This is a genomic window from Pseudomonas putida (assembly GCF_016406145.1).
Classification (GTDB): domain Bacteria; phylum Pseudomonadota; class Gammaproteobacteria; order Pseudomonadales; family Pseudomonadaceae; genus Aquipseudomonas; species Aquipseudomonas putida_E.
Window position 1 is genome coordinate 159,389 of sequence record NZ_CP066306.1, and the last position, 23,281, is coordinate 182,669.

Below are 23,281 nucleotides of genomic sequence, written 5' to 3' on the forward strand. Positions count from 1 at the left end.
CAAAAGCAAAGTGGCCCTTGGAATCAAGCGTCACCGTTAGCCAGTTGTGCGGGGGCAAAGTGACAGGTGAAGGTACTGCCATGGCCCGGTACGCTGCTGATCTCAAGGCGCCCGCGATGGCGCATGAGCACATGCTTGACGATCGCCAGCCCCAGGCCGGTACCTCCGGTGTTGGAGGCGCGGCTGGAGTCGACGCGGTAGAAACGTTCGGTCAGCCGCGGCAGGTGCTTGGCGTCGATACCGACTCCCGAGTCCTGCACTGACAGGTGGGCGCCCTGGTCGTCGGCCCACCAGCGGATACGGATGTTGCCTTCGTCCCGGGTGTACTTCACCGCGTTGAACACCAAGTTGGAGAAAGCGCTGCGCAACTCTGACTCGCTGCCTTTGAGGCGAAGGCCCGGCGCGGCCTCCAGGGTAATGCGCTGGTTGCGCGGCCCGGACAGCGCCTGGGCGTCGTTCATGATCGCGCCGAGCAGGGTGTCGACTGCCACCGGCTGGTTGTCCGACGGGTAATCGGTCGCTTCCAGCTTGGCCAGCAGCAGCAGGTCGTTGAGCAACGTCTGCATGCGCGAACCTTGCTGACTCATCTGCTGCAACGCCCGGTTCCAGCGGGGGTTAACGTCTTCGACGTTATCCAGCAGGGTTTCCAGGTAGCCGGCAATCACCGTCAGCGGTGTACGCAACTCGTGCGAGACGTTAGCCACGAAGTCCTTGCGCATCTGTTCGAGCTGATGGATGCGAGTAACGTCGCGCACCAGCATCAGGTGTTCGTTGTTGCCGTAGCGGGTGAGGTGCAGTTGCACGCGCATGCGGTCATTGATGGGGGAGGGAATTTCCAGCGGTTCGGCAAAGTTTTGCGACTCGAAGTATTCCTTGAAGCGTGGGTGGCGTACCAGGTTGGTGACCGGCTGGCCGCCATCCTGCGGCGTCTTGAAGCCCAACAGGGTTTCTGCGGCGCGGTTCCACCATTCCAGGTTACCGTCGCTGTCGAGCATGATCACCGCGTCGCGCAGTGCGGCGGTGGACTCCTGCACCCGGTCGATCACTGCCTGCAGACGGCCGCGTACGCGCTGGTCGCGTCGTTGCAGGTGGTAGATGCTGTCGAACACCTCGCCCCACAGGCCATAGCCGTCGGGCGGTGCCTCGTCGGGCTGATGGTTGCGCAGCCAGTCATGCAGGCGCAGCAACTGTTTGAGGGTCCAGCCCAGGTAGAAGCCCAGGCCGATGGCCAGGCTCCATCCGTAAAAACCGCTGACCAGGCCGCCTATCAAGCAGACAGTGATCAGCAGGAGCAGGTGGCGAATGAGGGTTGCGTGCCAGTTCTGGTTCAATTGACAGATCCTTCGGATCCAGCCGCAGGCTGCAAGCGATAAGCTGCAAGATGAAGCGGATCGGTGATGCTGATAGTCCTTTGTCTAGCCTGGATGCTGCTTGTTTTCCTTGCAGCTTGAGGCTTGAAGCTCGCAGCTAGCTTTTGGTCGAGAAGCGGTAGCCAGTGCCCCGGACGGTTTGTACCAGATTTTCGTAGGCTTCACCCAGTGCCTTGCGCAGGCGGCGGATGTGCACATCGACGGTGCGCTCCTCGACGTAGACGTTGCCGCCCCAGACTTGGTCGAGCAACTGGCCCCGGGTGTAGGCGCGTTCCTGGTGGGTCATGAAGAACTGCAGCAGGCGGTATTCGGTGGGACCCATTTCGGCCGGTTTGCCGTCGATGGTCACGCGGTGGCTGATCGGGTCGAGCAGCAGGCCGCCGACTTCGATCGGGGCTTCGCTGTCGCTCGGGCCAGCGCGGCGCAGTACGGCTTTCAGGCGCGCCACCAGTTCCCGAGGCGAAAAGGGTTTGGTGATGTAGTCGTCGGCGCCGACTTCCAGGCCCTGGATCTTGTTGTCCTCTTCGCCCTTGGCGGTGAGCATGATGATCGGGATATCGCCGGTGAGCTCATCGCGCTTGAGGCGGCGAGCCAACTCGATGCCGGAGGTGCCCGGCAGCATCCAGTCGAGCAGGATCAGATCCGGTTTACGGTCGACAATGATTGCGTGGGCCTGTTGGGAGTTCTCGGCTTCCAGGCAGTCATAGCCGGCCATTTCCAATGCAACGGCGATCATCTCGCGAATGGGCGCTTCGTCGTCGACGATCAGAATGTTTCTGCCAACCATGCTGTAAACCTCTCCTGGAATGTCGTGTCTGGCCCGCATTAGATAACGGAATTATTGCAGCTGTGTGACAGGGCGTTGGCCATTCTGGCGACATTGCATGACTGGGCTAGGCTAGAAGGGGCTGCCGCGGCGGCTGTTCGAACTCACTCCACCCCCGAATTCACGGTGATTCCAATGACACGACACACGCTGAGCTGGATGGCCCTTTGTGCTGCAATGGCACTGCCCGGGGTAGCGTCGGCCCACCATGCCATGGAGAAGGACGGCATGTGGGTCGACCATGCGGGTATGACGTTGTACACCTTCGACAAGGATGCTGGCGGCAAGTCGATGTGCAACGGTGAGTGCGCCGCCAACTGGCCGCCGCTGCTGGTCAAGGCCGATGACGAGCCTGCCAAGGACAAGTGGTCGGTGGTGATGCGCGACGACGGCAAGAAACAGTGGGCTTATGACGGCAAGCCTCTTTATACCTTTGTGAAGGACAAAAAGGCTGGGGACATGACAGGTGATGGCTTGAAAGACGTCTGGCACGTCGCCAAGCCTTGAGATGGCTGGGCCCGATTTGCGACCCGATCGCCGGCAAGCCAGCTCCCACAGGGTGGCTTGCCGGGGTTGTGTTCAGCGCAGGGCGTAATCGAGCACCACACCCATGAACACCAGCAGCCCCGCCCAGTGGTTGTGAAGAAACGCCTTGAAGCACGACTCTCTGTCCAGCTTGCGCGTCGACCAGTACTCCCAGGCAAAGCACAGGGCGGCGCCCAGCAGCCCAAGATGGAACCAGCCACCCAGCTCGAAGCGGCTCCCCGCCAGCAACAGGCAGCCCAGCGACAGCATCTGCAGGGTCAGGATGATCATCCGGTCGGATTCGCCGAACAGGATCGCGGTCGATTTCACCCCGATTTTCAGGTCATCGTCCCGGTCGACCATGGCGTAGTAGGTATCGTAGCCCACCGTCCACAGCAGGTTGGCGATGTACAGCAGCCAGGCGCTGGCCGGCAACTCGCCGCCGGCGGCAGTGAAGGCCATGGGGATACCCCAGGAATACGCAGCCCCCAGCACCACCTGCGGGTAATAGGTGTAGCGCTTCATGAACGGGTAACAGAACGCCAAAGCCACCGCGCCGAATGACAGCCACACGGTCTTGCTGTTGGTACACAGCACCAGCAGGAAGCTCACCGCCACCAGGATCCCGAACAGCGCCAGCGCCTCGCGTGGCTTGACCCGCCCACTGGCCAGCGGGCGGTCGGCGGTGCGTTTGACGTGGCCATCGACCTTGCGATCGGCGAAGTCATTGATGCAGCAGCCAGCGGCACGCATCAGCACCACGCCTAGGCCGAAGATCAGCACGTTGGCCAAGGTGGGCGAACCAAGGCCTGCAATCCACACCGCCGTCAGGGTCGGCCACAGCAGCAGGTAGATGCCGATCGGCCGGTCCATGCGGCTGAGCTGGATGAAGTCCCAGGCGCGCGGGTGCACGCGGTTGAGCGACTTGAGCAGTTGCAGGTACATCAGCAGTTTTCCTCCTTGGCTGCTTGCCACAGTGCCGGCAGGAATACTTCGGCCACCAGCAGATCGAGGCCATCGCGCTCGAAGCGCGAGCGCCGCCCCCACAACCCTGCATGGGCCGCTTCGACAGGTAACCACTGCTGTGGATAAGTGCACACTTCAATGGGGTGACGGATGAACGCCTGGTCGCAGAACAACAACTCGCCCAGCGAACGGCTGCCCAAGGTTTCCAGGTGCAAACCGCCGCGTTCCAGGGCGCTACGGCTGGCCACGCTGCGGGCGAAGACCCAAGGCTGACCATGGCCGCGCAAGTACACCTCGCGCACCCAGCCTTCAGCGCCTGGCGCGATACCCAGCGCCAGGCATTCGTCATCGCGCAGCGCCTGCCAGCCCTCGAACAGCGGAGTCACGCTGAAATGATCGTGAGACAGTCGGGTAAGGCGGCGAGTCAGGGAACCTTCGTCGAACAGCCAGTCGAGGGCAGGCTGGTCGGTATCGACCGCCAGTTGTGGATACGCCAGCCACGCGACAGCGGCTGCTTGCGGGGATTCGTACGACACGTCGATATGCTTGATTACAGCCAGAGAGGCGGCGAGCTTAGCATGATTGCCCCAACTGCTTGCATAATGCCCGCGTAAGGGCCCTGAGCCCGCATGACAAAGCCTGAGCCTGTACCGAGGAACGACAAATCATGAAGAAGTGGCAGTGTATTGTCTGTGGCCTGATCTACGACGAGGCCCAAGGATGGCCGGATGACGGCATCGCGCCGGGTACCCGCTGGGAGGATGTGCCGCAAGATTGGCTGTGCCCCGATTGCGGCGTTGGCAAAAGCGACTTTGAAATGATCGCCATCGGCTGATCGCAATGCTGTTCAACCAAGAGGAAAGCACGAAATGACGTCCCCCGTGGTCATCATTGGGACCGGCCTGGCCGGCTACAACCTGGCCCGTGAGTTTCGCAAGCTCGATGGCGAGACGCCGCTGCTGCTGATTACGGCCGACGACGGTCGCTCCTATTCCAAGCCCATGCTCTCCACTGGCTTCGCCAAGCAAAAGGACGCGGATGGCCTGTGCATGGCCGAGCCGGGGGCCATGGCCGAGCAACTCAAGGCGGTTATCCGCACCCACACGCGTATCAGCGGTATCGACCCTGGCCACAAGCGCCTGTGGATTGGCGAAGAAGCGGTGGAGTATCGCGATCTGGTGCTGGCCTGGGGTGCGCAGACCGTGCAAGTGCCGGTCGAGGGCGACGGGGCTGATCATGTGTTCCCGGTCAATGATCTGGAAGACTACGCACGTTTGCGTGCTGCCGCAGCTGGCAAGCAGCGTGTTCTGATCCTCGGAGCCGGCCTGATCGGCTGCGAGTTCGCCAATGACATGCGCCTGGGTGGTTTTGAGGTCGATGTGGTGGCACCGTGCGAGCAGGTCATGCCGACCCTGTTGCATCCTGCCGCTGCCGCTGCCGTTCAGAGCGGGTTGCAAGGGCTGGGCGTGCGTTTTCACCTGGGCCCCGTACTCACTCGCCTGCAGCGGGTTAGCGAAGGCCTTGAGGCGCACTTGTCCGACGGCAGCGTGATCGCCTGCGACCTGGTGGTATCGGCCATCGGCCTGCGCCCACGCACCGACCTTGCCGCTGCAGCCGGCCTGCAGACCAACCGCGGCGTAGTCGTGGACCGCCAACTGCGCACCTCCCACGGCAACATTTTCGCGCTGGGCGACTGCGCAGAGGTCGAAGGCATCAACCTGCTCTATGTGATGCCGTTGATGGCCTGCGCGCGAGCCTTGGCCCAGACGCTGACAGGCAACCCGACGCAGGTCAGTTACGGGCCGATGCCCATTACTGTGAAAACACCTGCTTGCCCTTTGGTGGTTTCGCCACTGCCACCTGGTCGTGAAGGTAACTGGCAGGTGCAAGGGCAGGGCAGTGACCTGAAAGTGCTCTGTCACGCTGCTGACGGCCAGCTGCTGGGCTATGCCCTGACAGGCAGCGCCGTCACGGAAAAACTGGCCCTGAACCGGCAGCTGCCTGCGCTGATGGCGTAAACAGCGGGCGTTCTGTCGGATTTATCCTGTAGTTGACCGCACAATGGCCGCCCAGATACTGGCGCGGCCCCGGTCGGCGTGCCATTCTCACTTCCGTCTGCCGCAGATTAGAGCCTGCGGTGCCTTGAACGCTGCCTCACGGGCAGCACGGCAATAACAACAAGAATTCCCGTCAAAGAGGCTTCATTATGCGTAAACCAGAACTCGCCGCCGTCATCGCCGAAAAGGCCGATCTGACCAAGGAAAAGGCCAATCAGGTGCTCAATGCCATTCTCGACAGCATCACCGGTGCGCTGGACAAAGACACCGTGACCCTCGTCGGCTTCGGCACTTTTGAAAAACGGCATCGCGGCGCCCGTACCGGCAAGAATCCTCAGACCGGTGAGCCGGTGAAAATCAAGGCCAGCAATACTGTGGCCTTCAAGCCTGGCAAAAACCTGCGTGAGAGCGTCAATGTGCCCGCCAAGCCGGCCAAGAAAGCCAAATGACCGACGTTTGACTTGCAGCCTCTGGTCAACGGGCGCCTCAGGGCGCCCGTTGTGCTTTCGGAAAGCATCGTGCTGCGAGTCTGCGTAAATAGTTCAGGAAACGGATAAACTGCGCAGCTCAGTCATTTTTTATTCGAGGCGCGTTGATGAAGTTCCGCTTTCTTCTCTGGGCCTTGGGGCTGTTGATGGCCCGGGCCAGCCGTAACAACCCGGCTTTTCAGCAGCAACTCAAGGACAAGGACCTGGTGTTCCAGATGCAGACGCTCGATGGCAAGGTTGCCCGGCACTTCATCGTCAATGGCGAGCGCATCAGCAGCAAAGGCGGCGCTCATCCGCAGCCAGCCTTTGCTATTGCCTTCAAGGACGCTGCCTATGGCTTCGCCACGATGCAGGCGGGCAACAAGCAGTTGGCGTTCATGCAGGGCATTCAGGACAAGAGCATCCAGATCAAGGGCAATCCGGCACTGGTGATGTGGTTCCAGGGTTTGATGAAATACCTGAAACCGAAGAAGAAAAAAGGCTGAATAGCTGGGGCTGCAGTGCAGCCCCAAAGTTTTCAGTGCGGTGCGTTGAACTGCGACGCCAGTTCGCGCAGCAAACTCTCGGCCTCGAGCACCTTGTTCACGACGTCCTCAGCCTTCTCCCGGGTAACGCCCAGGCGCTCCAGCAACTCGTCAGGGATCGCCTCCTGCGGCCCCGAGCCGATGCCGCGGCAGCGCAGCAGACGGGTCGCCAGGCACACCAGGTTGGGGTACGCCGAGTATTCGCCGTCATAGGCAGGATCATGCTGGAAGCGCAGCGCGGTCGACAGCTCTTCGGGCATGTCCCACAGCTTCATCAGCCAGGCGCCAATCTGCTCGCGGCTGATACCCAGCAGGTGCTGCTCCACATAGGTGTGGCACAGGTGCGGGTTGACCTCCAGATGGCGGCAGATCAGCGAGAAGTGCGGCGGGAACACATGGGCCAGCAGTAGATAGCCGAAGTTGTGCAGCAGCCCGGCCAGGTAAGTCAGGCCGGCCTCAGGGCGTTCGGCACGGGGCATGGCCCGGGTCAGGCCTTCGATGATCGCCGCGGTGTAGATCGACTGTTGCCAGTACGGCGTCGCCTGTTGCGGATGGTCCTTGGGCAGGCTCAACGTCTTGCCCAATGCCAGGCCCAGGGCCAGGTTGATCACCAGATCGAAGCCAAGGACGCGGACGATGGCATCTTCCACCGAGCGGATCTTGCCTGGGGAAGCGTAATAGGGCGAGGCTGCCCAGCTGACGACTTGTGCGGCCAGAGCCGGGTCGGTTTCGACCACACCGGTGATGTCGTCGATGCTGGCGTTGGGGTCGACCCGCAGCTTGATGATTTTCTGCGCCGTATCGGCCAGTGGCGGGATCTCTATGGTTTCTTCCAGGCGCTTCTGGATGCGGCGGGCGGTGAATGCCTGCACTGCAAGGGTAATCTCCCTGGAGTCATCATCCGGGCGGTCGAGATTGGGGCGGATTTCCCTTACGGGTTGGCCGAAAGTGCCAGCGCTGGCCTTTTGCATCATGCGCTTGAAGTCGTCACGCTGGATTTCCAGCAACAGACCGGCTTCGCCGGACTGGATCAACAGGCGTTCGGCATCGAGCAACTTGCCTTCATAGAGGCAGGGCGAGCTGGTCAGTGCCGGAATCGCAGGCAAGGCCTTCAGATGGTGCTTGTCGAGCATCTGCTTCAGGCGTTGTACCGGCACGGCTTTGAGCTTGCGGCCCGTCAGCTCTTCCAGACGATTGAGGTCCAGCAGCTTGCTCTGCGGGAACAGCACCATCAATGCGCCGATTTCGTCATCGAGCAGGATCGCCTGTACCCGTGAAGCAGCCGGCAGTTGCGTATGCTCTGGCACCTCGCGATAGGCAACGCCCAGTTTTTCGAGCAACAGCCGGATAACAGACGGTGCGTGTGGGGTTGCGGTGTCCAGGGCAGCTTCAGTCATGGTCCGTATCCACTGATTCTTTTAAACGCGAAGTATAACCAGTCTGGTCGCAAAGCTGGATCCATTCTGGTACTGACGTCACACTTGGCCATATTGCTGGCCGTGGCGCAGCCAGCGGTCGAGCAGCGGGCTGACGTGCTCGGGCCAGCGTGCAATGAGGGCTTGTGCGGCGTCGCGCACGGCTGGCAACAGGTCGGCATCGCGCATCAGGTCGGCGACCTTGAATTGTAACAAGCCGGTCTGGCGCGTCCCGAGCATCTCGCCCGGGCCGCGCAGCTCCAGGTCCTTTTCAGCGATGACGAAGCCGTCGTTGGTTTCGCGCATGATTCCCAGGCGTTCGCGGCCGATCTGCGACAGCGGCGGGTGATACAGCAGCACGCAGTGGCTCACCGCGCTGCCCCTGCCTACCCGGCCGCGCAACTGGTGCAGTTGGGCAAGGCCCAGGCGTTCAGGGTTTTCGATGATCATCAGGCTGGCGTTAGGGACGTCCACACCCACTTCGATCACCGTGGTTGCGACCAGCAGTTGCAGGTCGCCTTGCTTGAATTCGGCCATCACCGCGGCCTTTTCCGCGGGTTTCATGCGCCCGTGGATCAGGCCCACGCGCAGTTCCCCCAAGGCGCTGCCCAGCTCCTCGTAGGTGCTCTCGGCTGCCTGGCAGGTAAGTTCTTCGGACTCTTCGATCAGGGTGCAGACCCAATAGGCTTGGCGCCCTTCGGCGCAAGCGGCGCGCACCCGCTCGACCACTTCGAAACGCCGGCTGTCGGCCACCAGCACGGTATTTACCGGCGTGCGCCCTGGCGGTAATTCGTCGAGCACCGAGGTGTCGAGGTCGGCATAGGCGCTCATCGCCAGCGTGCGCGGGATCGGGGTGGCGGTCATGATCAGCTGGTGCGGGCACAGTTCGCCTGCGACACCCTTCTTGCGCAGGGCCAGACGTTGTTGCACACCAAAACGGTGCTGTTCGTCGATGATCGCCAAGGCCAGGTGCTTGAATTGCACTTCTTCTTGGAACAACGCGTGGGTACCCACCACCATCGGCGCACCGTTGGCGATCTGTTCCAGGGCGCTGGCGCGGGCCTTGCCCTTGAGCTTGCCGGCCAGCCAGGCGACTTCCAGGCCCAGCGGCTCCAGCCAGCGCTTGAAGGTGATGTAGTGCTGCTCGGCGAGAATCTCGGTGGGCGCCATCAGCGCCACCTGGTAGCCGGCCTCCAGTGCCTGCAGCGCCGCCAGTGCGGCAACTACGGTCTTGCCGGCGCCGACATCACCCTGTACCAGGCGCATCATCGGCTCGGCCTGGCTCAGGTCGTAGGCGATTTCATCGGCTACCCGCTGCTGTGCGCCCGTCGGCTTGAAGCCCAGGTTGGCCAGGTATTGCAACTGCAGGCGCTTGGCCTTGGGCAGAACCGGTGCGCGCAAGCTGCGCAGGCTTTCACGCAGGCGCTGTTGCGACAGCTGGTGGGTGAGCAGCTCTTCGAAGGCAAGGCGGTGCTGGGCCCAGTGCTGGCCTTCGGCGAGCTCATCAAGGTCGGCATCGGCCGGCGGGTTGTGCAGGTAGCGGATGGCATCGTCCAGCGGTGCCAGGTGGTAGTCCCGGGCCAGTTCGTCCGGCAACCAATCCGGCAGGCTGCGTGGGCCAAGCATATCCAGGCTTTGCTGGCAGAGCAGGCGCAGGCGCTGCTGGGTGAGGCCTTCGGTAGACGGGTAGATCGGCGTCAGGGTCTGCTCTACCGGCGGTGGCGGCTCGTCGCCATTGAGTGCACGGTACTCCGGATGGTAGATCTCCAGGCCCGAGGCGCCGGGGCGGGCCTCGCCATAGCAGCGCAGGTGGGTACCGCGCTTGAGGCCTTCCTTTTGCGCATTGCTGAAGTGATAGAAGCGCAGGCTGAGCACGCCGCTGCCATCACCCAGGCGCACGACAAGGCTGCGGCGTTTGCCCATGGTCACATCGGCGCCACTGACCACCCCTTCGATCACGGCGTCCTGGCCGGGGCGCAGGGCACCGATAGGCACCACCCGGGTGCGGTCCTGGTAACGCAGCGGCAGGTGGAACAACACGTCCTGCAGGTTTTCCAGGCCCACCTTGGCGAGCTTCTGCGCCATGGCTTCGCCTACGCCCTTGAGCGCGGTGACAGAGACCTTCGACAGCTCAGTCATGACTCAGGCCGGTTGTTCCACAGCGGGCTTGGCTACCGAGCAGAGGCGAATCGAGTCGGCAAGGATCTCGATGGCCTTGGGCCGCGGGAAGCTTGCGCGCCAGGCGATGGCTACAGTGCGGAACGGTGCCGGTGCGGTGAGCGGCCGCACCTCGATGACCCCTGGTGCGTAGTGGTGGCTGTGCACCGCCGAAAGCGGCAGGATCGACACGCCCAGGCCCGAAGCGACCATGTGGCGGATGGTTTCCAGCGAGCTGGACTCCACCGTGGTGTGCTTGGCGCCTTCGCCCCCCTTGTTCAGCGTCGGGCAGGCCTCCAGAACCTGGTCGCGGAAGCAGTGGCCCTCGCCGAGCAGCAGCAGGCTCTTGTCGTTGAGCATGGCGGTGTCGATGGTTTTTTTCGCCGTCCAAGGGTGGTCGGCGGGCATCAGGGCACAGAATGGCTCATCGTACAGTGGCAGCGTCAGCACGTCGGCTTCGTTGAACGGCAGGGCGATGATCACTGCGTCGAGTTCACCATTGCGCAGTTTTTCGCGCAGCACGTGGGTGAAGTTCTCTTCGATGTACAGGGGCATCTGCGGTGCCACGCGGTGCAGCTGCGGGATCAGGTGCGGGAAGAGGTAAGGGCCGACGGTATAGATCGCACCGACCTTGAGCGGGGCGGTGAGCTGGTTCTTGCCGGCCTGGGCCAGTTCGCGGATGCCCTGCGCCTGCTCCAGTACCTTCTGTGCTTGGGCGACGATGCTTTCACCGACTGGCGTCAGTCGCACCGCGCTCTTGCTGCGCTCGAAGATCAGCACGCCAAGCTCGTCCTCAAGTTTTTTGACACCGACGGACAGAGTGGGCTGGCTGACATGGCAACGCTCGGCGGCGTGGCCGAAGTGCTGTTCCTGGGCAAGAGTGACGATGTAGCGTAGTTCTGTGAGGGTCATAACGTGCGTCCATGAAGTTGCGAGGCCAGCATAGCGGCTGCAATCGATAGACGCACGTTATCAGACTTGCCGATTTGTGACAGAAACAAAAGTCTCAGCGACGGTCCAGCGAGTAGACGAACGGTGCTACGACTTCAATCGTGCCATTGTTCAGCAATTCCGCAGGCGGCTTGGGCACTTTGCCGGCCCGGCGGATCATTTCCAGGGTTGCCCGGTCCAGTGCTGCGCTGCCCGAACCTCCTGCCATGGAGTACGAGACCACTTTGCCTTCAGCATCGACCACGAAGCGCAGGCGGTTGATGCCCTGAAGGCCCCGGCGACGTGCGTCCTCCGGGTAGCGCTTGTACTTCGCCAGGTGGCGCAGCAGATCACTCTGCCACGTAGGCAACGCTTTGCTGTTCGCTGCAATACTTGGTGCCGGTGCCGCCGACTTCTGCGGTGGCGTGTTGGTTGGTGGGGTGTCCACGACCTGTTCTTTGGCCGGTGGCTCATCCTTCGGCGGCTCAGGCTTTTTCTCAGGCTTCGGCGGTTGAGGCTTGGGTTTGGGCTTGGGCGGCTTGGCGATGGCGATCTTTGGTTTGGGCGCTTCAGCCACCTTGGGCAACGGCGGCTCTTCGACCGGTGCCGGCGGCTGTGGAGCGGCCTTCGGTGGTGGTGGCGGTGCGGGCTCGGGCAGCGGTGCCAGTTCAACCATCATGGCTGCCGGGGGCAGCTCGACGGCCTGGGGCACCGACCAGTTGAGCGTGAGCAGCACAGCGACGGCATGGACACCCAGCACAAGTGCCAGGCTGCCGCTGTAACGCGCCAGATTGTGCCGCGTCTTCGTCATTTCTTGGCTGCCGTCTCGAGACCTACCAGACCGACTTTGAGGTAGCCGGCCGCGCGCATGTTGTTCATCACTTCCATCAGGTCACCGTAATCCACGCCTTTGTCGGCCTGGAAGAAGATGGTGGTTTCCTTGTCGCCCTTGGTCTTGGCGTCGAGCATCGGGCCAAGCTGGCTGGGTGCAGGCACCTGATCGTCACCGACATACAGCTTCTGGTCGGCCTTGACGCTGACGAACACCGGTTTTTCCGGCCTCGGTGCCGGCTTGGCAGTCGAAGCCGGCAGGTCGACCTTGATGTCGACCGTGGCCAGGGGCGCGGCCACCATGAAGATGATCAGCAGTACCAGCATCACGTCGATGAACGGCGTGACGTTGATTTCGTGGTTTTCGGCGAGGTCGTCGCCACCTTCGTTGAGATGCAGGCCCATGGCTTACCCCACTTTCACCATGTGCGGGGCGACGCGCTCGCCACCCTGGTGGTCCAGGTCACGGCTGACCAGCAGCAGAACCTGCGCCGAAGCATCGGAAACCTGAGCTTTGTAGCCGGCGATGGAGCGGGCGAAGACGTTGTAGATAACTACGGCCGGGATCGCTGCGACCAGGCCCAGGGCGGTGGCCAGCAGGGCTTCGGCGATACCGGGGGCAACGACGGCCAGGTTGGTGGTCTGTGTTTTGGCGATGCCGATGAAGCTGTTCATGATGCCCCACACGGTACCGAACAGGCCGACGAACGGCGCGGTGGACCCGATGGTGGCGAGCACGCCGGTGCCGCTGCTCATGTTGCGTCCGCTGGCATGCACCAGACGCTCCAGGCGGAAGCTCACGCGTTCCTTGATGCCCTCTTTTTCACGGGCGTTTGCCGACAGGCGCATTTCTTCCAAAGCATCGTGGACCAGCGTGTGGGCCAGGGTGCCTTCCTTGTTGGAGACTTCGCTGGCCTCCTTGAGGCTGGCAGACTTCTTCAGCTGTGCGATTTCGCCGCGCAGGCGACGCTTGGCGCCCATCAGCTCGAAGCCCTTGGCGATCCAGATGGTCCAGGTGATGATCGAGGCAATGGCCAGACCGATCATGACCGCTTTCACAACAACGTCGGCGTTCTTGTACATGCCCCATGGGGACAGGTCATGGGCCATGCCCAGCGAAGTGTTCTCGACCACGGCTTCGGTGCTTGGGGCCGCTGCCGCCGGCGCATCGACCGGCGTTGCGACCTGAGCGTCGCCAGCAGGTGCCTGGCCTTCGGCGGCAGGGGTGGCCGGCGCGCTTGCAGCTGCAGGGGTACTGACGTTGGTATTGGGCTCATCGGCCATGGCTACTGGGGCCAGCACCAGGCTGAACATCAGCGCGGCAATGGCGCGCCAGGCGCGTGACGGGGTTGGCGAAGCGGAAGTGTGAGTACGTGTCATGCTGGCCGGACCTGATGAAGAAAAAAGTGTGCGTTCTCCAAGGCCTCGAGATAGGCCGAGAACAGATAGGGGTGCCATTATTGCAAGTAATTCTTGTTAACAAAAGTAATCTCGTTGCTTTTTTCGCCCATGGTCTAGCCGCCTATCGTGTAATCCGGCTAGCCTGATCCTTTGGTCTAGGGAGTTAAGTGATGTCAGACCGTTCCGTATTGATCGTAGGTTGTGGTGATGTCGGCGGCCGGCTGGCTCGCCAATTGCTCGCCCGTGGCTGGCAGGTAAGCGGCCTGCGCCGTTCGGTCGAACACCTGCCACAGCGTGTTGTACCGATCGCTGCCGACCTGTCCGATTCGGGCATGCCCCAGGCTTGGCCGCAGCATTCCCCGGATTATCTGGTGTATTGCGTAGCCGCCAGCCAGCACGATGAGGCGGGTTATCAAAGCGCTTACGTTGAAGGCTTGCGTCACGTGCTGGGTTGGCTGGCCGAGCGCGGACAGCGCCCGCGCCGCCTGCTGTTCGTGTCCAGCAGCAGTGTTTTTGCACAAAAGGATGGGGAGTGGATCGATGAGACCGCACCTACCGAGCCGCAAGGCTATTCGGGGCGTGTGATGCTGGAGGCTGAGCGGCTGGCCCTGGCCAGCGGCATGCCGGCAAGCATCGTGCGCCTGACAGGGATCTATGGCCCAGGGCGTGAGTGGCTCCTCAGCCAGGTGCGTCAGGGCTATCGGGTGGCGACCGAGCCGCCGCTGTATGGCAACCGTATTCATGCCGAGGATGCCGCAAGCCTGCTGGCGTTCCTGCTGCAGGCCGATGCCGATGGTGTGGCGTTGGACGATTGCTATATAGGCGTTGACGACGACCCTGCGCCGCTGGCCGATGTGGTTGGCTGGTTGCGAGCGTACATGGGCGTGACCGAATGGTCCGATGAGCAGCGGGTGCGCCGCACCGGCAGCAAGCGCTGCAGCAATGCCCGGGTGCGGGCATTGGGTTGGGTACCGGAGTATCCGAGTTACAAGGAAGGGTACGCGGCGATCCTGAAAGGTGAAGGCTGAAGCCTGCTGTGTTGCTGCTGGCCCTATCGCCGACAAGCCGGCGATAGGGCCAGTGAAGCCTTACGGGGCTTGAGTCAGTCCTTCTCCAGCACCCACTGGCGAGTACCGGCTGCCAGTTGAGGGATTTCATCGGGCTGGGCACGGTTGAGCGCCTGGAAGATCTCCAGCTTGTCGCCATCGCGCTTGAAGATGAATGGCGCGCCACGTTGGTTGCGCTCAAGCCAAAGGCTGTCGTTGCTGCCGCCCATGCTGGCGCAATCGCCGGCCAGGCACAGCGCGTAGCGGTCCGGGCCGGGCAGGCCGGTTACGCCGCCGTTATCGGCGAAACGGACGACGCCACCTTTGCCCTGGCCTTCGACAATCTTCCAGTCCCCGCCCAGATATGCCTGGTACAGTGCTTTCTCGAAGCTGCTACCCAAGGGCGCATTACCGGGCTGTGTGGCGCGGACGAAACTGCGTTCGGCACCGGATGTGTCCGTGGCTTTCAGTTCGGCGCCGTCCAGCGCCAGCTGTTCGGTCTGGCCGCCCGGGAAGTTGGCTTGCCATTGCTTGTCGGTGGCGCTCAATTGACCGTCGGCGGCCTCGAAACCATTGCTGTAGCTGGCCTGCTGGCTGGCTACATCGAGTTTCCACTCGAAGATGGGGCCGTGTTCATTGAGGGCCTGACGCAGGCTGCCACCTTTGACGGCGGCGTTGATGGCGTCCTGGTTGATCCAGGTACCATTGAAGTCTTCGGGTTTGTGGCTGGCGCAGCCGCTCAGAAGCAGGGCTGCCAGCGCGAGGGGCAGTGCTTGACGCATGGTAGGTTAACCTTGAACTGAAAGGTGACGGGCAAGGCGCCCGTCACCTGCGGCATCAATCGATGACCAGGATGGCGTCCATTTCTACCTGGGCGCCTTTTGGCAGCGCGGCAACGCCAATGGCTGCACGGGCTGGATACGGCTGCTCGAAGTAGCGGCCCATGACTTCGTTGACCTTGGCGAAGTGGCTCAGGTCGGTGAGGAAGATGTTCAGCTTGACGATGTCCTTGAACGAACCGCCCGCGGCTTCGGCAACGGCCTTGAGGTTCTCGAAGACCTGTACGGTCTGGGCTTCGAAGCCCTCAACCAGTTCCATGGTGTTCGGGTCCAGCGGGATCTGGCCCGACATGTAAACGGTGTTGCCGGCCTTGATCGCTTGCGAGTAGGTACCGATGGCGGCAGGGGCCTTGTCGCTGTTGATGACGGTCTTGCTCATGATGACTCCTTGCGGTTGGCGGACTACGCACGCATGCGGGTGATGCGGACCACGCCGGTCAGCGTACGCAGCTTCTTGATCACACGAGCCAGGTGCACGCGGTCGTGCACGCTGACCACCAGTTGGACAACGCTGATGCGGCCGTCGCGTTCGTCCATGCTGATCTTCTCGATGTTGCCGTCTGCGGCATTGACGCTGCTGGCCAGCAGGGCAATCAGGCCGCGCTGGTGTTCCAGCTCGACACGCAACTCGACATTGAATTCGCCGGTGATGTCCTTGGCCCAGGAAAGCTGTACGCACTTCTCCGGGTTATGGCGGATTTCACTGATGTTGCGGCAGTTCTCCAGGTGCACGACCATGCCCTTGCCTGCCGACAGATGGCCGACAATCGGGTCGCCCGGAATGGGCGTGCAGCACTTGGCGTAGCTCAATACCAGGCCTTCGGTGCCGCGGATCGCCAGTGGGCCTTCCGGTGCTGGCAGCGGTTCGCCTTCGGCTGACAGCAGGCGGCGGGCCACCACATAGGCCATGCGGTTGCCCAGGCCAATGTCTTCGAGCAGGTCCTCGATCAGCTCCAGGCGGTACTCGGCGAGAATTGCGTTGATACGCTCCTGAGGAATTTGCTCCAGGCTGCTGTCGAAACCGGTCAGCACCTTGTTCAGCAGGCGCTCGCCAAGGTTGATCGACTCGGAACGTCGCTGCTGCTTGAGTGCGTGGCGGATGTGCGTACGGGCCTTGCCGGTGACCACGAAGTTGAGCCAGGCCGGGTTGGGCCGCGCGCCCGGGGCGCTGACGATCTCGACCGTCGAACCGCTCTGCAGCGGCTCGGACAGGGGCGCCAGGCGCCGGTTGATGCGGCAGGCGATGCAGCTATTGCCCACATCGGTATGCACCGCATAGGCGAAATCGACGGCGGTGGAGCCTTTGGGCAGCTCCATGATCCTGCCTTTGGGCGTGAAGACATAGACCTCGTCAGGGAACAGGTCGATCTTCACGCTCTCGATGAATTCCAGCGAGTTGCCGGCACGCTGCTGCAGTTCGAGGATGCCCTTGACCCACTGGCGAGCGCGCGCATGGTTGCCTTTGGGCTGCTCGTCGTCGTTGGACTTGTACAGCCAGTGTGCGGCGATGCCATTGTTGGCCATCTCTTCCATTTCGCGGGTGCGGATCTGGATTTCGATGGGCACGCCGTGCATGCCGAACAGCGTGGTGTGCAACGACTGATAGCCGTTGGCCTTGGGGATCGCAATGTAGTCCTTGAAGCGCCCGGGCAGCGGCTTGTACAGGTTGTGCACGGCGCCGAGCACGCGGTAGCAGGTGTCGACCTTGTCGACGATGATGCGGAAGGCGTACACGTCCATGATCTCGGTGAAGGCGCGGCGCTTGCCGCGCATCTTCTTGTAGATGCCATAGAGGTGTTTCTGCCGGCCGCTGACCTCGCCTTGAATACCATCGGCAGCCAGGCAGTTGGCCAGCGAGTGTTCGATCTTGGCGACGATCTCTTTGCGGTTGCCGCGTGCGCTCTTGACCGCCCGGTGGATCAGCGACGAGCGCATCGGGTGCATGGCCTTGAAGCCGAGGTCTTCAAACTCTACGCGCACAGTGTGCATGCCCAGCCGGTTGGCGATGGGCGCGTAGATTTCCAGGGTTTCCTTGGCGATGCGTCGGCGTTTTTCGCCAGACAGCACTTCCAGGGTGCGCATGTTGTGCAGGCGGTCAGCCAGCTTGACCAGGATCACGCGGATATCGCGGGCCATGGCCATGGCCATCTTCTGGAAGTTTTCAGCCTGCGCTTCGGCCTTGGTCTCGAAGTTCATCTGGGTCAGTTTGCTGACCCCATCGACCAGCTCGGCAACCGTTTCGCCAAACTGCTGGCTGAGGGCTTCCTTGGCGATGCCGGTGTCTTCGATCACATCGTGCAGCATGGCCGCCATCAGGCTCTGATGGTCCATGTGCATGTCGGCGAGGATGCTGGCCACGGCCAACGGATGGGTCACATAGGGCTCGCCGCTGCGGCGGCGTTGCCCATCGTGTGCCTGTTCGGCGTAGAAATAGGCCCGGCGAACCAGGTTGACCTGTTCGGGGCCCAGGTAGGTCGACAGCCGTTCGGCTAAGGCTTCTATGCCCGGCATGGTTTCACCTCTTGCCGAGGAAGAGGGCCTTGTGCCGCGCGACGTCGACCAGGCATGGATCAGACAGCCTCGTTGGACTCGTCCTCGAACGCGGCGAAGACCGGATCCTCGGTGACGATCTCTTCAGCGGCAATGAATTCGTTGGTGACGATGCCTTCTGCGATTTCACGCAGGGCAACGACGGTTGGCTTGTCGTTTTCCCACGCTACGCGTGGCTCTTTGCCGCCGGTAGCCAGCTGACGGGCGCGCTTGGTCGAGAGCATGACCAGCTCAAAACGGTTATCCACGTGTTCCAGGCAGTCTTCAACAGTTACGCGGGCCATGGTCTTCCTCAGTAGCAAATGCGATGGGCGTGCAGCCCAATATGGGCAGGCGGACTCGATAGTTTAAAAAATCACCAGCCAATAGGGAAGCGCTGTTTTGCCGTATACCCCATCAGGCCTGCATCCCTCACCCTGTGGACGCGGGCTTGCCGGGGTGCCGAACCGCTGCGAAAGGGCCGCGACAGACGCCTTCATCTTGTATCTCACAACATCGCGCCGCGCAACCTTGGGGTCAGCTCTTCGAACAATGTCTGCACCGAGCGCAAGGCCCGGCAATCGGGCCGGGTCAGCAGCCACAGTTGGGTGTCGCAAGCGGCCAGCGGTCCGCTCAGCGCCTCGACGCCAGGTAGCGCATGGACCATGTAGTCGGGCAGCGCCGCAACACCCAGCCCCGTGCTTACCAGCTGCGCAATGGTCGACATGCTGCTGCACTGGTAGCGCGGGCTCAGCCCGGGGTACTGCTGATTACGCCAGACCACCGTGGGGTGGTCCTGCATGGAGTCGTCCGGTGCTATCCATGGCACGCTGTTGTGGGACTCGCTCAGGCGCTCGCGCCATTGCGGCTGGCCGCAGATCACATAGGACGTCGAACCCAGGCAACGGCCGACCAGATGCTCGGGCGGGGTATTGGTCAGGCGCAGGGCGATGTCGGCATCGCGCCTGCTGAGGTTGGCGAAGGTGTTGGACGTGCCCATCTCCAGCGACAGTGCCGGGTAATTGGGCATGAACTCGGCCAGTGCCGGCAGTAGCAGGCTGTGCATCACCGCCTCTGTGCACGTCAGACGAACGGTACCGCTCACCACTTGCTCGCCACTGGTCATGGCGATGCGCGCAGCATCCAGAGCCTGCTCGGCACGTTCGGCCTGCTCGGCCAGGGCCTGGGCGGTGTCGGTCGGCAGGTAGCCTTTGCGGCTCTTGACGAACAGTGCGGTGCCCAGTGCCGACTCAAGCCGGCGAATCGAACGGAACACGGTCGAAACATCGACCTTGAGCAGTTCGGCGGCCTTGGCCAGTGAGCGCCCGCGCTCCAGGGCCAGCACCAGGGAGAGGTCGGCGTGGGTGATCTGATATTGCATTGGTGCACGCTCTACTTGCCGAAATGCCAATGTCTGTTGCGTTGAGGCCATTTTATAGTGGAACTGCCCCCGGGAATCAATGCGCCCGGTCGGGTAACCAATCCCCACGATGGGAAAGTTAAAAAAACAACAGCTGCAACCATCGTCGCCCGTGAGGCGCCAGCCGTATCCCCACATCGCCGCAGCACATCAAAGGATGTACACCATGACGTCGGTCACCCCGTGCGCCAGTTCTTCCAGCGAGATGAAAGACTTCCTCCAGGCCCATCCGGACACTCAGTACGTCGATCTGCTGATCTCCGACATGAATGGCGTGGTACGCGGCAAGCGCATCGAGCGGTCCAGCCTGCACAAGGTGTACGAAAAGGGGATCAACCTGCCGGCATCGTTGTTCGCCCTGGATATCAATGGCTCGACCGTTGAAAGCACAGGGCTTGGGCTGGACATCGGCGATGCCGACCGGATCTGCTACCCGATCCCCGGCACGCTCTGCAACGAACCCTGGCAGAAGCGCCCGACTGCCCAGTTGCTGATGACCATGCACGAGCTCGAGGGCGAGCCGTTCTTCGCCGACCCGCGCGAAGTGCTGCGCCAGGTGGTGAGCAAGTTCGATGACCTGGGCCTGGACATCTGTGCCGCGTTCGAGCTGGAGTTCTACCTGATCGACCAGGACAACCTCAACGGTCGTCCGCAGCCGCCGCGCTCACCCACTTCGGGTAAGCGTCCGCAGTCGACACAGGTCTACCTCATCGACGATCTCGACGAATATGTCGACTGCCTGCAGGACATGCTGGAAGCAGCCAAGGAGCAGGGCCTGCCGGCCGATGCCATCGTCAAGGAAAGCGCGCCGGCGCAGTTCGAAGTCAACCTGCACCACGTTGCCGATCCACTGAAGGCATGCGACTACGCGATCCTGCTCAAGCGCCTGGTCAAGAACGTCGCCTACGACCATGAAATGGACACCACGTTCATGGCCAAGCCTTACCCGGGCCAGGCGGGCAACGGTCTGCACGTGCACATTTCGCTGCTCGACAAGAAAACCGGCAAGAACATCTTTGCCCATGAAGACCCATTGCACAGCGACGCTCTGCGCCATGCCATTGGTGGCGTGCTTGAGACCATGCCGGCGTCGATGGCCTTCCTGTGCCCGAACGTCAACTCCTACCGCCGGTTCGGCGCGCAGTTCTACGTGCCGAACGCGCCGAGCTGGGGCCTGGACAACCGTACCGTGGCTGTCCGCGTACCGACTGACAGCAGCGAAAACGTGCGCATCGAACACCGCGTGGCCGGTGCCGATGCCAACCCCTACCTGATGCTCGCGGCGATCCTCGCTGGTATCCACCACGGCTTGACCAGCAAGGTTGAGCCTGGTGCGCCGATCGAGGGCAATTCGTACGAGCAGCTGGAGCAAAGCCTGCCGAACAACCTGCGTGATGCCCTGCGCGCGCTGGATGACAGCGAAGTCCTCAACCAATACATAAGCCCGGACTACATCGATATCTTCGTGGCCTGCAAGGAAAGTGAGCTGGCCGAGTTCGAAGTATCGATCTCCGACCTCGAGTACAACTGGTACCTGCACACGGTGTAAGCCCATGAGCGCATTTGCGGTCCCCTTGATCGGTGTCAGCGCCTGCCGTCAGCAGGTAGGGAAGAACTCGTCGCACACGGTGGGCGACAAGTATGTCGAGGCGGCCGGCTTTGCCGGGCTCCCGCTGATCCTGCCGGCCCGCGACGGAGGCAGCGACACGCAGGCGTTGCTGGCACGGCTCGATGGCATTCTTTTTACCGGTTCGCCTTCAAATGTCGAGCCGCATCATTACAATGGCGCCCCCAGCGCGGAAGGTACCCGGCACGATCTTGCACGAGACCGCCTGACCTTGCCGCTGTTGCAGGCGGCCATTGCCGCCGGCGTGCCGGTGTTCTGTATCTGTCGTGGTTTCCAGGAATTGAACGTGGCCCTCGGCGGCAGCTTGCACCAGCGCGTGCACGAGCTGCCGGGCTACCTGGACCACCGTGAACCTGAGGACGCACCCCTGGAGGTGCAATACGGCCCTCGTCATCCTGTCGGCATTACGCCTGGCGGGGTATTCGAGCGCCTGGGCCTGGCCGCGCAGTTCGAGGTCAACTCGCTGCACAGTCAGGGCATCGACCGCCTGGCCCCGGGCCTGCGCGTCGAGGCACAGGCCCCGGATGGCCTGATCGAAGCGGTGTCGATGCCTGACGCGCCTGGCTTTGTGCTTGGCGTGCAGTGGCACCCGGAATGGCGTTTTGCCGAAAACCCGGTCTCCAGGCGCCTGTTCCAGGCGTTCCGCGAGGCCTGCATTGCCCATGCTGCACGGTAGGGTCGTTACCCGAAGGTCTTGGATGACTGATACCGATACGCAAGCTTTCAATGAGTGAAAGCGCCTTGTTCGCAGGGCCTGTGACAACAATTCCAATAGTTACGGCAAATACTCATGAGCAATTACACAGAAGCTGGCCGCCCACCCGATGTTGCCGATTCAGGCAGCACTCAGCGCAGCAAAGGCTTGGCAAAAGGCCGTCTTGGCCTGTTGGCCAGCGTGGTGCTGGGCATTTCCACAATCGCCCCGGTCTATACCCTGACTGGGGCACTTGGCCCCACCGTGCGGGAGGTCGGCGAGCACCTTCCGGCCGTCTTCATCGTCGGCTTCCTGCCCATGCTGCTGGTCGCCCTTGGCTACCGTGAGCTGAACGCGGCGGAGCCCGACAGCGGTACTTCCTTTACCTGGTCGGCCCGTGCCTTCGGCCCGATGATCGGCTGGATCGGTGGCTGGGGGCTGGTCGTTGCCACCACCATCGTGTTGTCCAACCTGGCCGGGGTGGCCGTTGATTTTTTCTATCTGTTCCTGGCTCAGATCACCGGTAACCAGGCGTTGGCTGCCTTAGCGGATAACCTGCTGATCAACATCACCACCTGTTGCGTGTTCATCGCCATGGCGGTGTGGATCTGTTGTCGCGGCATGGCTACCACCATGACCGTGCAATATGGTTTAGTGGCCTTGCAACTGTTGGTGCTGATCGGCTTTGCCTTCGCCGCTTTCAGTGAGACCACAGCACCAGCGCCGCTGGAGTTCGATCTGGCCTGGTTCAACCCCTTCGGCGTGGAGTCGTTTTCGGCCTTTGCCGCTGGTCTGTCCTTGTCGATCTTCATCTTTTGGGGGTGGGACGTGTGCCTGACCGTCAGTGAAGAATCGATCGGCAGCGACGAGGTGCCGGGCAAAGCGGCGACCTGGACCGTGCTGCTGATTCTTGGTCTGTACCTGCTCACCGCCATCGCCACCCTGCAATTCGCCGGGATCAGCGAGCAAGGGCTGGGGCTGAACAACCCGCGTATCCAGGAGAACGTCTTTGCCCACCTGGCCGGGCCAGTCATGGGGCCGCTGGCGATCCTGATGTCCATCGCAGTGCTGGCCAGCACCGCCGCTTCGCTGCAGTCGACCTTCGTCTCGCCGGCGCGCACGCTGCTCGCCATGGGTTACTACGGTGCGGTACCAGAGCGCTTCGCCAAGGTTTGCCCGCGTTCGCAGACGCCACGTTACGCAACCATCTGTGCCGGCGTTGCCGCAGGCCTGTTCTACGTGACCATGCGTACCCTAAGCGAAAACGTGTTGGCGGACACCATCACCGCCCTGGGCATGATGATCTGCTTCTACTATTCGCTGACCGCGTTTGCCTGCGTGTGGTATTTCCGCCACAGCCTTTTCGACAGCCTGCGCCACTTCTGCATGCGCGGCCTGTGCCCCTTGTTGGGTGGTGTGATCCTGTCAGTGATCTTCGTGCGCACTGCCATCGACAGCGCGTCGCCGGATTTCGGCAGTGGCTCGCATGTGGCTGGCGTGGGGTTGGTGTTCGTGATTGCGGCGATCATTTCGGCACTGGGGATAGTGCTGATGATGCTGTCGCGGATGCGCGCGCCGGCTTACTTCCTGGGCGCTACCCTGCGACAGCAGGCGACCCTGCAGCTGCAGGAATAAT

General features: G+C 62.2%; 24 protein-coding genes. 9 read left to right on the forward strand and 15 right to left on the reverse strand.

What is annotated here, in order from left to right; all coding sequences use genetic code 11:
• Window positions 1-23: 23 nt before the first annotated feature.
• Both phoR and phoB read right to left on the reverse strand, forming a co-directional pair.
• Complete coding sequence (phoR, locus tag JET17_RS00765) at window positions 24-1,331, reverse strand: phosphate regulon sensor histidine kinase PhoR (protein ID WP_012312104.1); 1,308 nt, start codon at window positions 1,329-1,331, stop codon at window positions 24-26.
• 136 nt (window positions 1,332-1,467) lie between these two features.
• Window positions 1,468-2,157 (reverse strand): phosphate regulon transcriptional regulator PhoB, encoded by a 690-nt coding sequence (phoB, locus tag JET17_RS00770; protein ID WP_012312105.1) that lies wholly within the window; start codon window positions 2,155-2,157, stop codon window positions 1,468-1,470.
• A 174-nt stretch (window positions 2,158-2,331) separates the two neighbouring features.
• Here phoB and JET17_RS00775 point away from each other — a divergent pair, with 174 nt between their 5' ends.
• Complete coding sequence (locus tag JET17_RS00775; RefSeq protein ID WP_012312106.1) at window positions 2,332-2,703, forward strand: hypothetical protein; 372 nt, start codon at window positions 2,332-2,334, stop codon at window positions 2,701-2,703.
• Between the two features lie 72 nt (window positions 2,704-2,775).
• Here the strand turns inward: JET17_RS00775 and ubiA are convergent, their stop codons facing one another.
• Entirely contained in the window at window positions 2,776-3,666 is an 891-nt protein-coding gene (ubiA, locus tag JET17_RS00780; RefSeq protein ID WP_012312107.1) for a 4-hydroxybenzoate octaprenyltransferase, read from the reverse strand.
• Window positions 3,666-4,223 (reverse strand): chorismate--pyruvate lyase family protein, encoded by a 558-nt coding sequence (locus JET17_RS00785; protein ID WP_012312108.1) that lies wholly within the window; start codon window positions 4,221-4,223, stop codon window positions 3,666-3,668. The genes ubiA and JET17_RS00785 overlap by 1 nt, the downstream gene beginning before the upstream one ends.
• Before the next feature lie 131 nt (window positions 4,224-4,354).
• Here JET17_RS00785 and JET17_RS00790 point away from each other — a divergent pair, with 131 nt between their 5' ends.
• The 4 genes from JET17_RS00790 (at window position 4,355) to JET17_RS00805 (ending at window position 6,717) form a co-directional block, all read left to right on the forward strand.
• Window positions 4,355-4,522 (forward strand): rubredoxin, encoded by a 168-nt coding sequence (locus tag JET17_RS00790; protein WP_012312109.1) that lies wholly within the window; start codon window positions 4,355-4,357, stop codon window positions 4,520-4,522.
• A gap of 34 nt (window positions 4,523-4,556) precedes the next feature.
• Entirely contained in the window at window positions 4,557-5,705 is a 1,149-nt protein-coding gene (locus JET17_RS00795) for an NAD(P)/FAD-dependent oxidoreductase (RefSeq protein ID WP_012312110.1), read from the forward strand.
• 188 nt (window positions 5,706-5,893) lie between these two features.
• On the forward strand, window positions 5,894-6,193 hold the full coding sequence (locus tag JET17_RS00800; RefSeq protein WP_012312111.1) for an HU family DNA-binding protein: 300 nt from the start codon (window positions 5,894-5,896) through the stop codon (window positions 6,191-6,193).
• Between the two features lie 146 nt (window positions 6,194-6,339).
• Window positions 6,340-6,717: a helicase gene (locus JET17_RS00805; protein WP_012312112.1), complete on the forward strand. Its 378-nt coding sequence runs from the start codon at window positions 6,340-6,342 to the stop codon at window positions 6,715-6,717.
• Window positions 6,718-6,749: 32 nt separating this feature from the next.
• On the opposite strand, the gene JET17_RS00810 is transcribed toward JET17_RS00805, so the two are convergent.
• The 6 genes from JET17_RS00810 to exbB form a co-directional block, all read right to left on the reverse strand.
• Entirely contained in the window at window positions 6,750-8,153 is a 1,404-nt protein-coding gene (locus JET17_RS00810) for an aminoacyl-tRNA deacylase and HDOD domain-containing protein (protein WP_012312113.1), read from the reverse strand.
• A gap of 78 nt (window positions 8,154-8,231) precedes the next feature.
• Window positions 8,232-10,310, reverse strand: coding sequence for an ATP-dependent DNA helicase RecG (gene recG / locus JET17_RS00815; RefSeq protein WP_012312114.1), 2,079 nt, complete (start codon window positions 10,308-10,310; stop codon window positions 8,232-8,234).
• A 3-nt stretch (window positions 10,311-10,313) separates the two neighbouring features.
• Complete coding sequence (locus JET17_RS00820) at window positions 10,314-11,240, reverse strand: hydrogen peroxide-inducible genes activator (RefSeq protein WP_012312115.1); 927 nt, start codon at window positions 11,238-11,240, stop codon at window positions 10,314-10,316.
• A gap of 94 nt (window positions 11,241-11,334) precedes the next feature.
• Window positions 11,335-12,069 (reverse strand): energy transducer TonB, encoded by a 735-nt coding sequence (locus JET17_RS00825; protein ID WP_012312116.1) that lies wholly within the window; start codon window positions 12,067-12,069, stop codon window positions 11,335-11,337.
• Window positions 12,066-12,494 carry a TonB system transport protein ExbD gene (gene exbD / locus JET17_RS00830; protein WP_012312117.1) on the reverse strand — a complete coding sequence of 143 codons (429 nt, stop codon included), beginning with the start codon at window positions 12,492-12,494 and terminating at the stop codon, window positions 12,066-12,068. The genes JET17_RS00825 and exbD overlap by 4 nt, the downstream gene beginning before the upstream one ends.
• 3 nt (window positions 12,495-12,497) lie before the next feature.
• On the reverse strand, window positions 12,498-13,469 hold the full coding sequence (exbB, locus tag JET17_RS00835) for a tonB-system energizer ExbB (protein ID WP_012312118.1): 972 nt from the start codon (window positions 13,467-13,469) through the stop codon (window positions 12,498-12,500).
• 191 nt (window positions 13,470-13,660) lie between these two features.
• Between exbB and JET17_RS00840 the strand changes: the two genes are divergently transcribed.
• The gene (locus JET17_RS00840; protein ID WP_012312119.1) at window positions 13,661-14,518 is read left to right on the forward strand and encodes an SDR family oxidoreductase; all 858 of its coding nucleotides are present in this window, start codon (window positions 13,661-13,663) and stop codon (window positions 14,516-14,518) included.
• Between the two features lie 74 nt (window positions 14,519-14,592).
• Here JET17_RS00840 and JET17_RS00845 read toward each other — a convergent pair whose 3' ends face one another.
• The 5 genes from JET17_RS00845 to JET17_RS00865 all read right to left on the reverse strand — a co-directional run bounded on the left by JET17_RS00845 (window position 14,593) and on the right by JET17_RS00865 (window position 19,285).
• Window positions 14,593-15,318, reverse strand: coding sequence for a hypothetical protein (locus JET17_RS00845; RefSeq protein WP_012312120.1), 726 nt, complete (start codon window positions 15,316-15,318; stop codon window positions 14,593-14,595).
• A gap of 55 nt (window positions 15,319-15,373) precedes the next feature.
• Window positions 15,374-15,754 carry a RidA family protein gene (locus JET17_RS00850; protein ID WP_012312121.1) on the reverse strand — a complete coding sequence of 127 codons (381 nt, stop codon included), beginning with the start codon at window positions 15,752-15,754 and terminating at the stop codon, window positions 15,374-15,376.
• 23 nt (window positions 15,755-15,777) lie between these two features.
• Window positions 15,778-17,886 (reverse strand): bifunctional GTP diphosphokinase/guanosine-3',5'-bis pyrophosphate 3'-pyrophosphohydrolase, encoded by a 2,109-nt coding sequence (gene spoT, locus JET17_RS00855; RefSeq protein ID WP_012312122.1) that lies wholly within the window; start codon window positions 17,884-17,886, stop codon window positions 15,778-15,780.
• A 59-nt stretch (window positions 17,887-17,945) separates the two neighbouring features.
• The gene (gene rpoZ, locus JET17_RS00860; protein WP_012312123.1) at window positions 17,946-18,209 is read right to left on the reverse strand and encodes a DNA-directed RNA polymerase subunit omega; all 264 of its coding nucleotides are present in this window, start codon (window positions 18,207-18,209) and stop codon (window positions 17,946-17,948) included.
• 203 nt (window positions 18,210-18,412) lie between these two features.
• Window positions 18,413-19,285, reverse strand: a complete 873-nt coding sequence (locus JET17_RS00865) for a LysR family transcriptional regulator (RefSeq protein WP_012312124.1) — start codon at window positions 19,283-19,285, stop codon at window positions 18,413-18,415.
• A 244-nt stretch (window positions 19,286-19,529) separates the two neighbouring features.
• Here JET17_RS00865 and JET17_RS00870 point away from each other — a divergent pair, with 244 nt between their 5' ends.
• The 3 genes from JET17_RS00870 to JET17_RS00880 all read left to right on the forward strand — a co-directional run bounded on the left by JET17_RS00870 (window position 19,530) and on the right by JET17_RS00880 (window position 23,280).
• Window positions 19,530-20,873: a glutamine synthetase family protein gene (locus JET17_RS00870; RefSeq protein ID WP_420094561.1), complete on the forward strand. Its 1,344-nt coding sequence runs from the start codon at window positions 19,530-19,532 to the stop codon at window positions 20,871-20,873.
• A 4-nt stretch (window positions 20,874-20,877) separates the two neighbouring features.
• Window positions 20,878-21,627: a gamma-glutamyl-gamma-aminobutyrate hydrolase family protein gene (locus JET17_RS00875; protein ID WP_012312126.1), complete on the forward strand. Its 750-nt coding sequence runs from the start codon at window positions 20,878-20,880 to the stop codon at window positions 21,625-21,627.
• Window positions 21,628-21,741: 114 nt separating this feature from the next.
• Entirely contained in the window at window positions 21,742-23,280 is a 1,539-nt protein-coding gene (locus tag JET17_RS00880; RefSeq protein WP_012312127.1) for an APC family permease, read from the forward strand.
• The last annotated feature ends 1 nt before the right edge of the window (window position 23,281 follow it).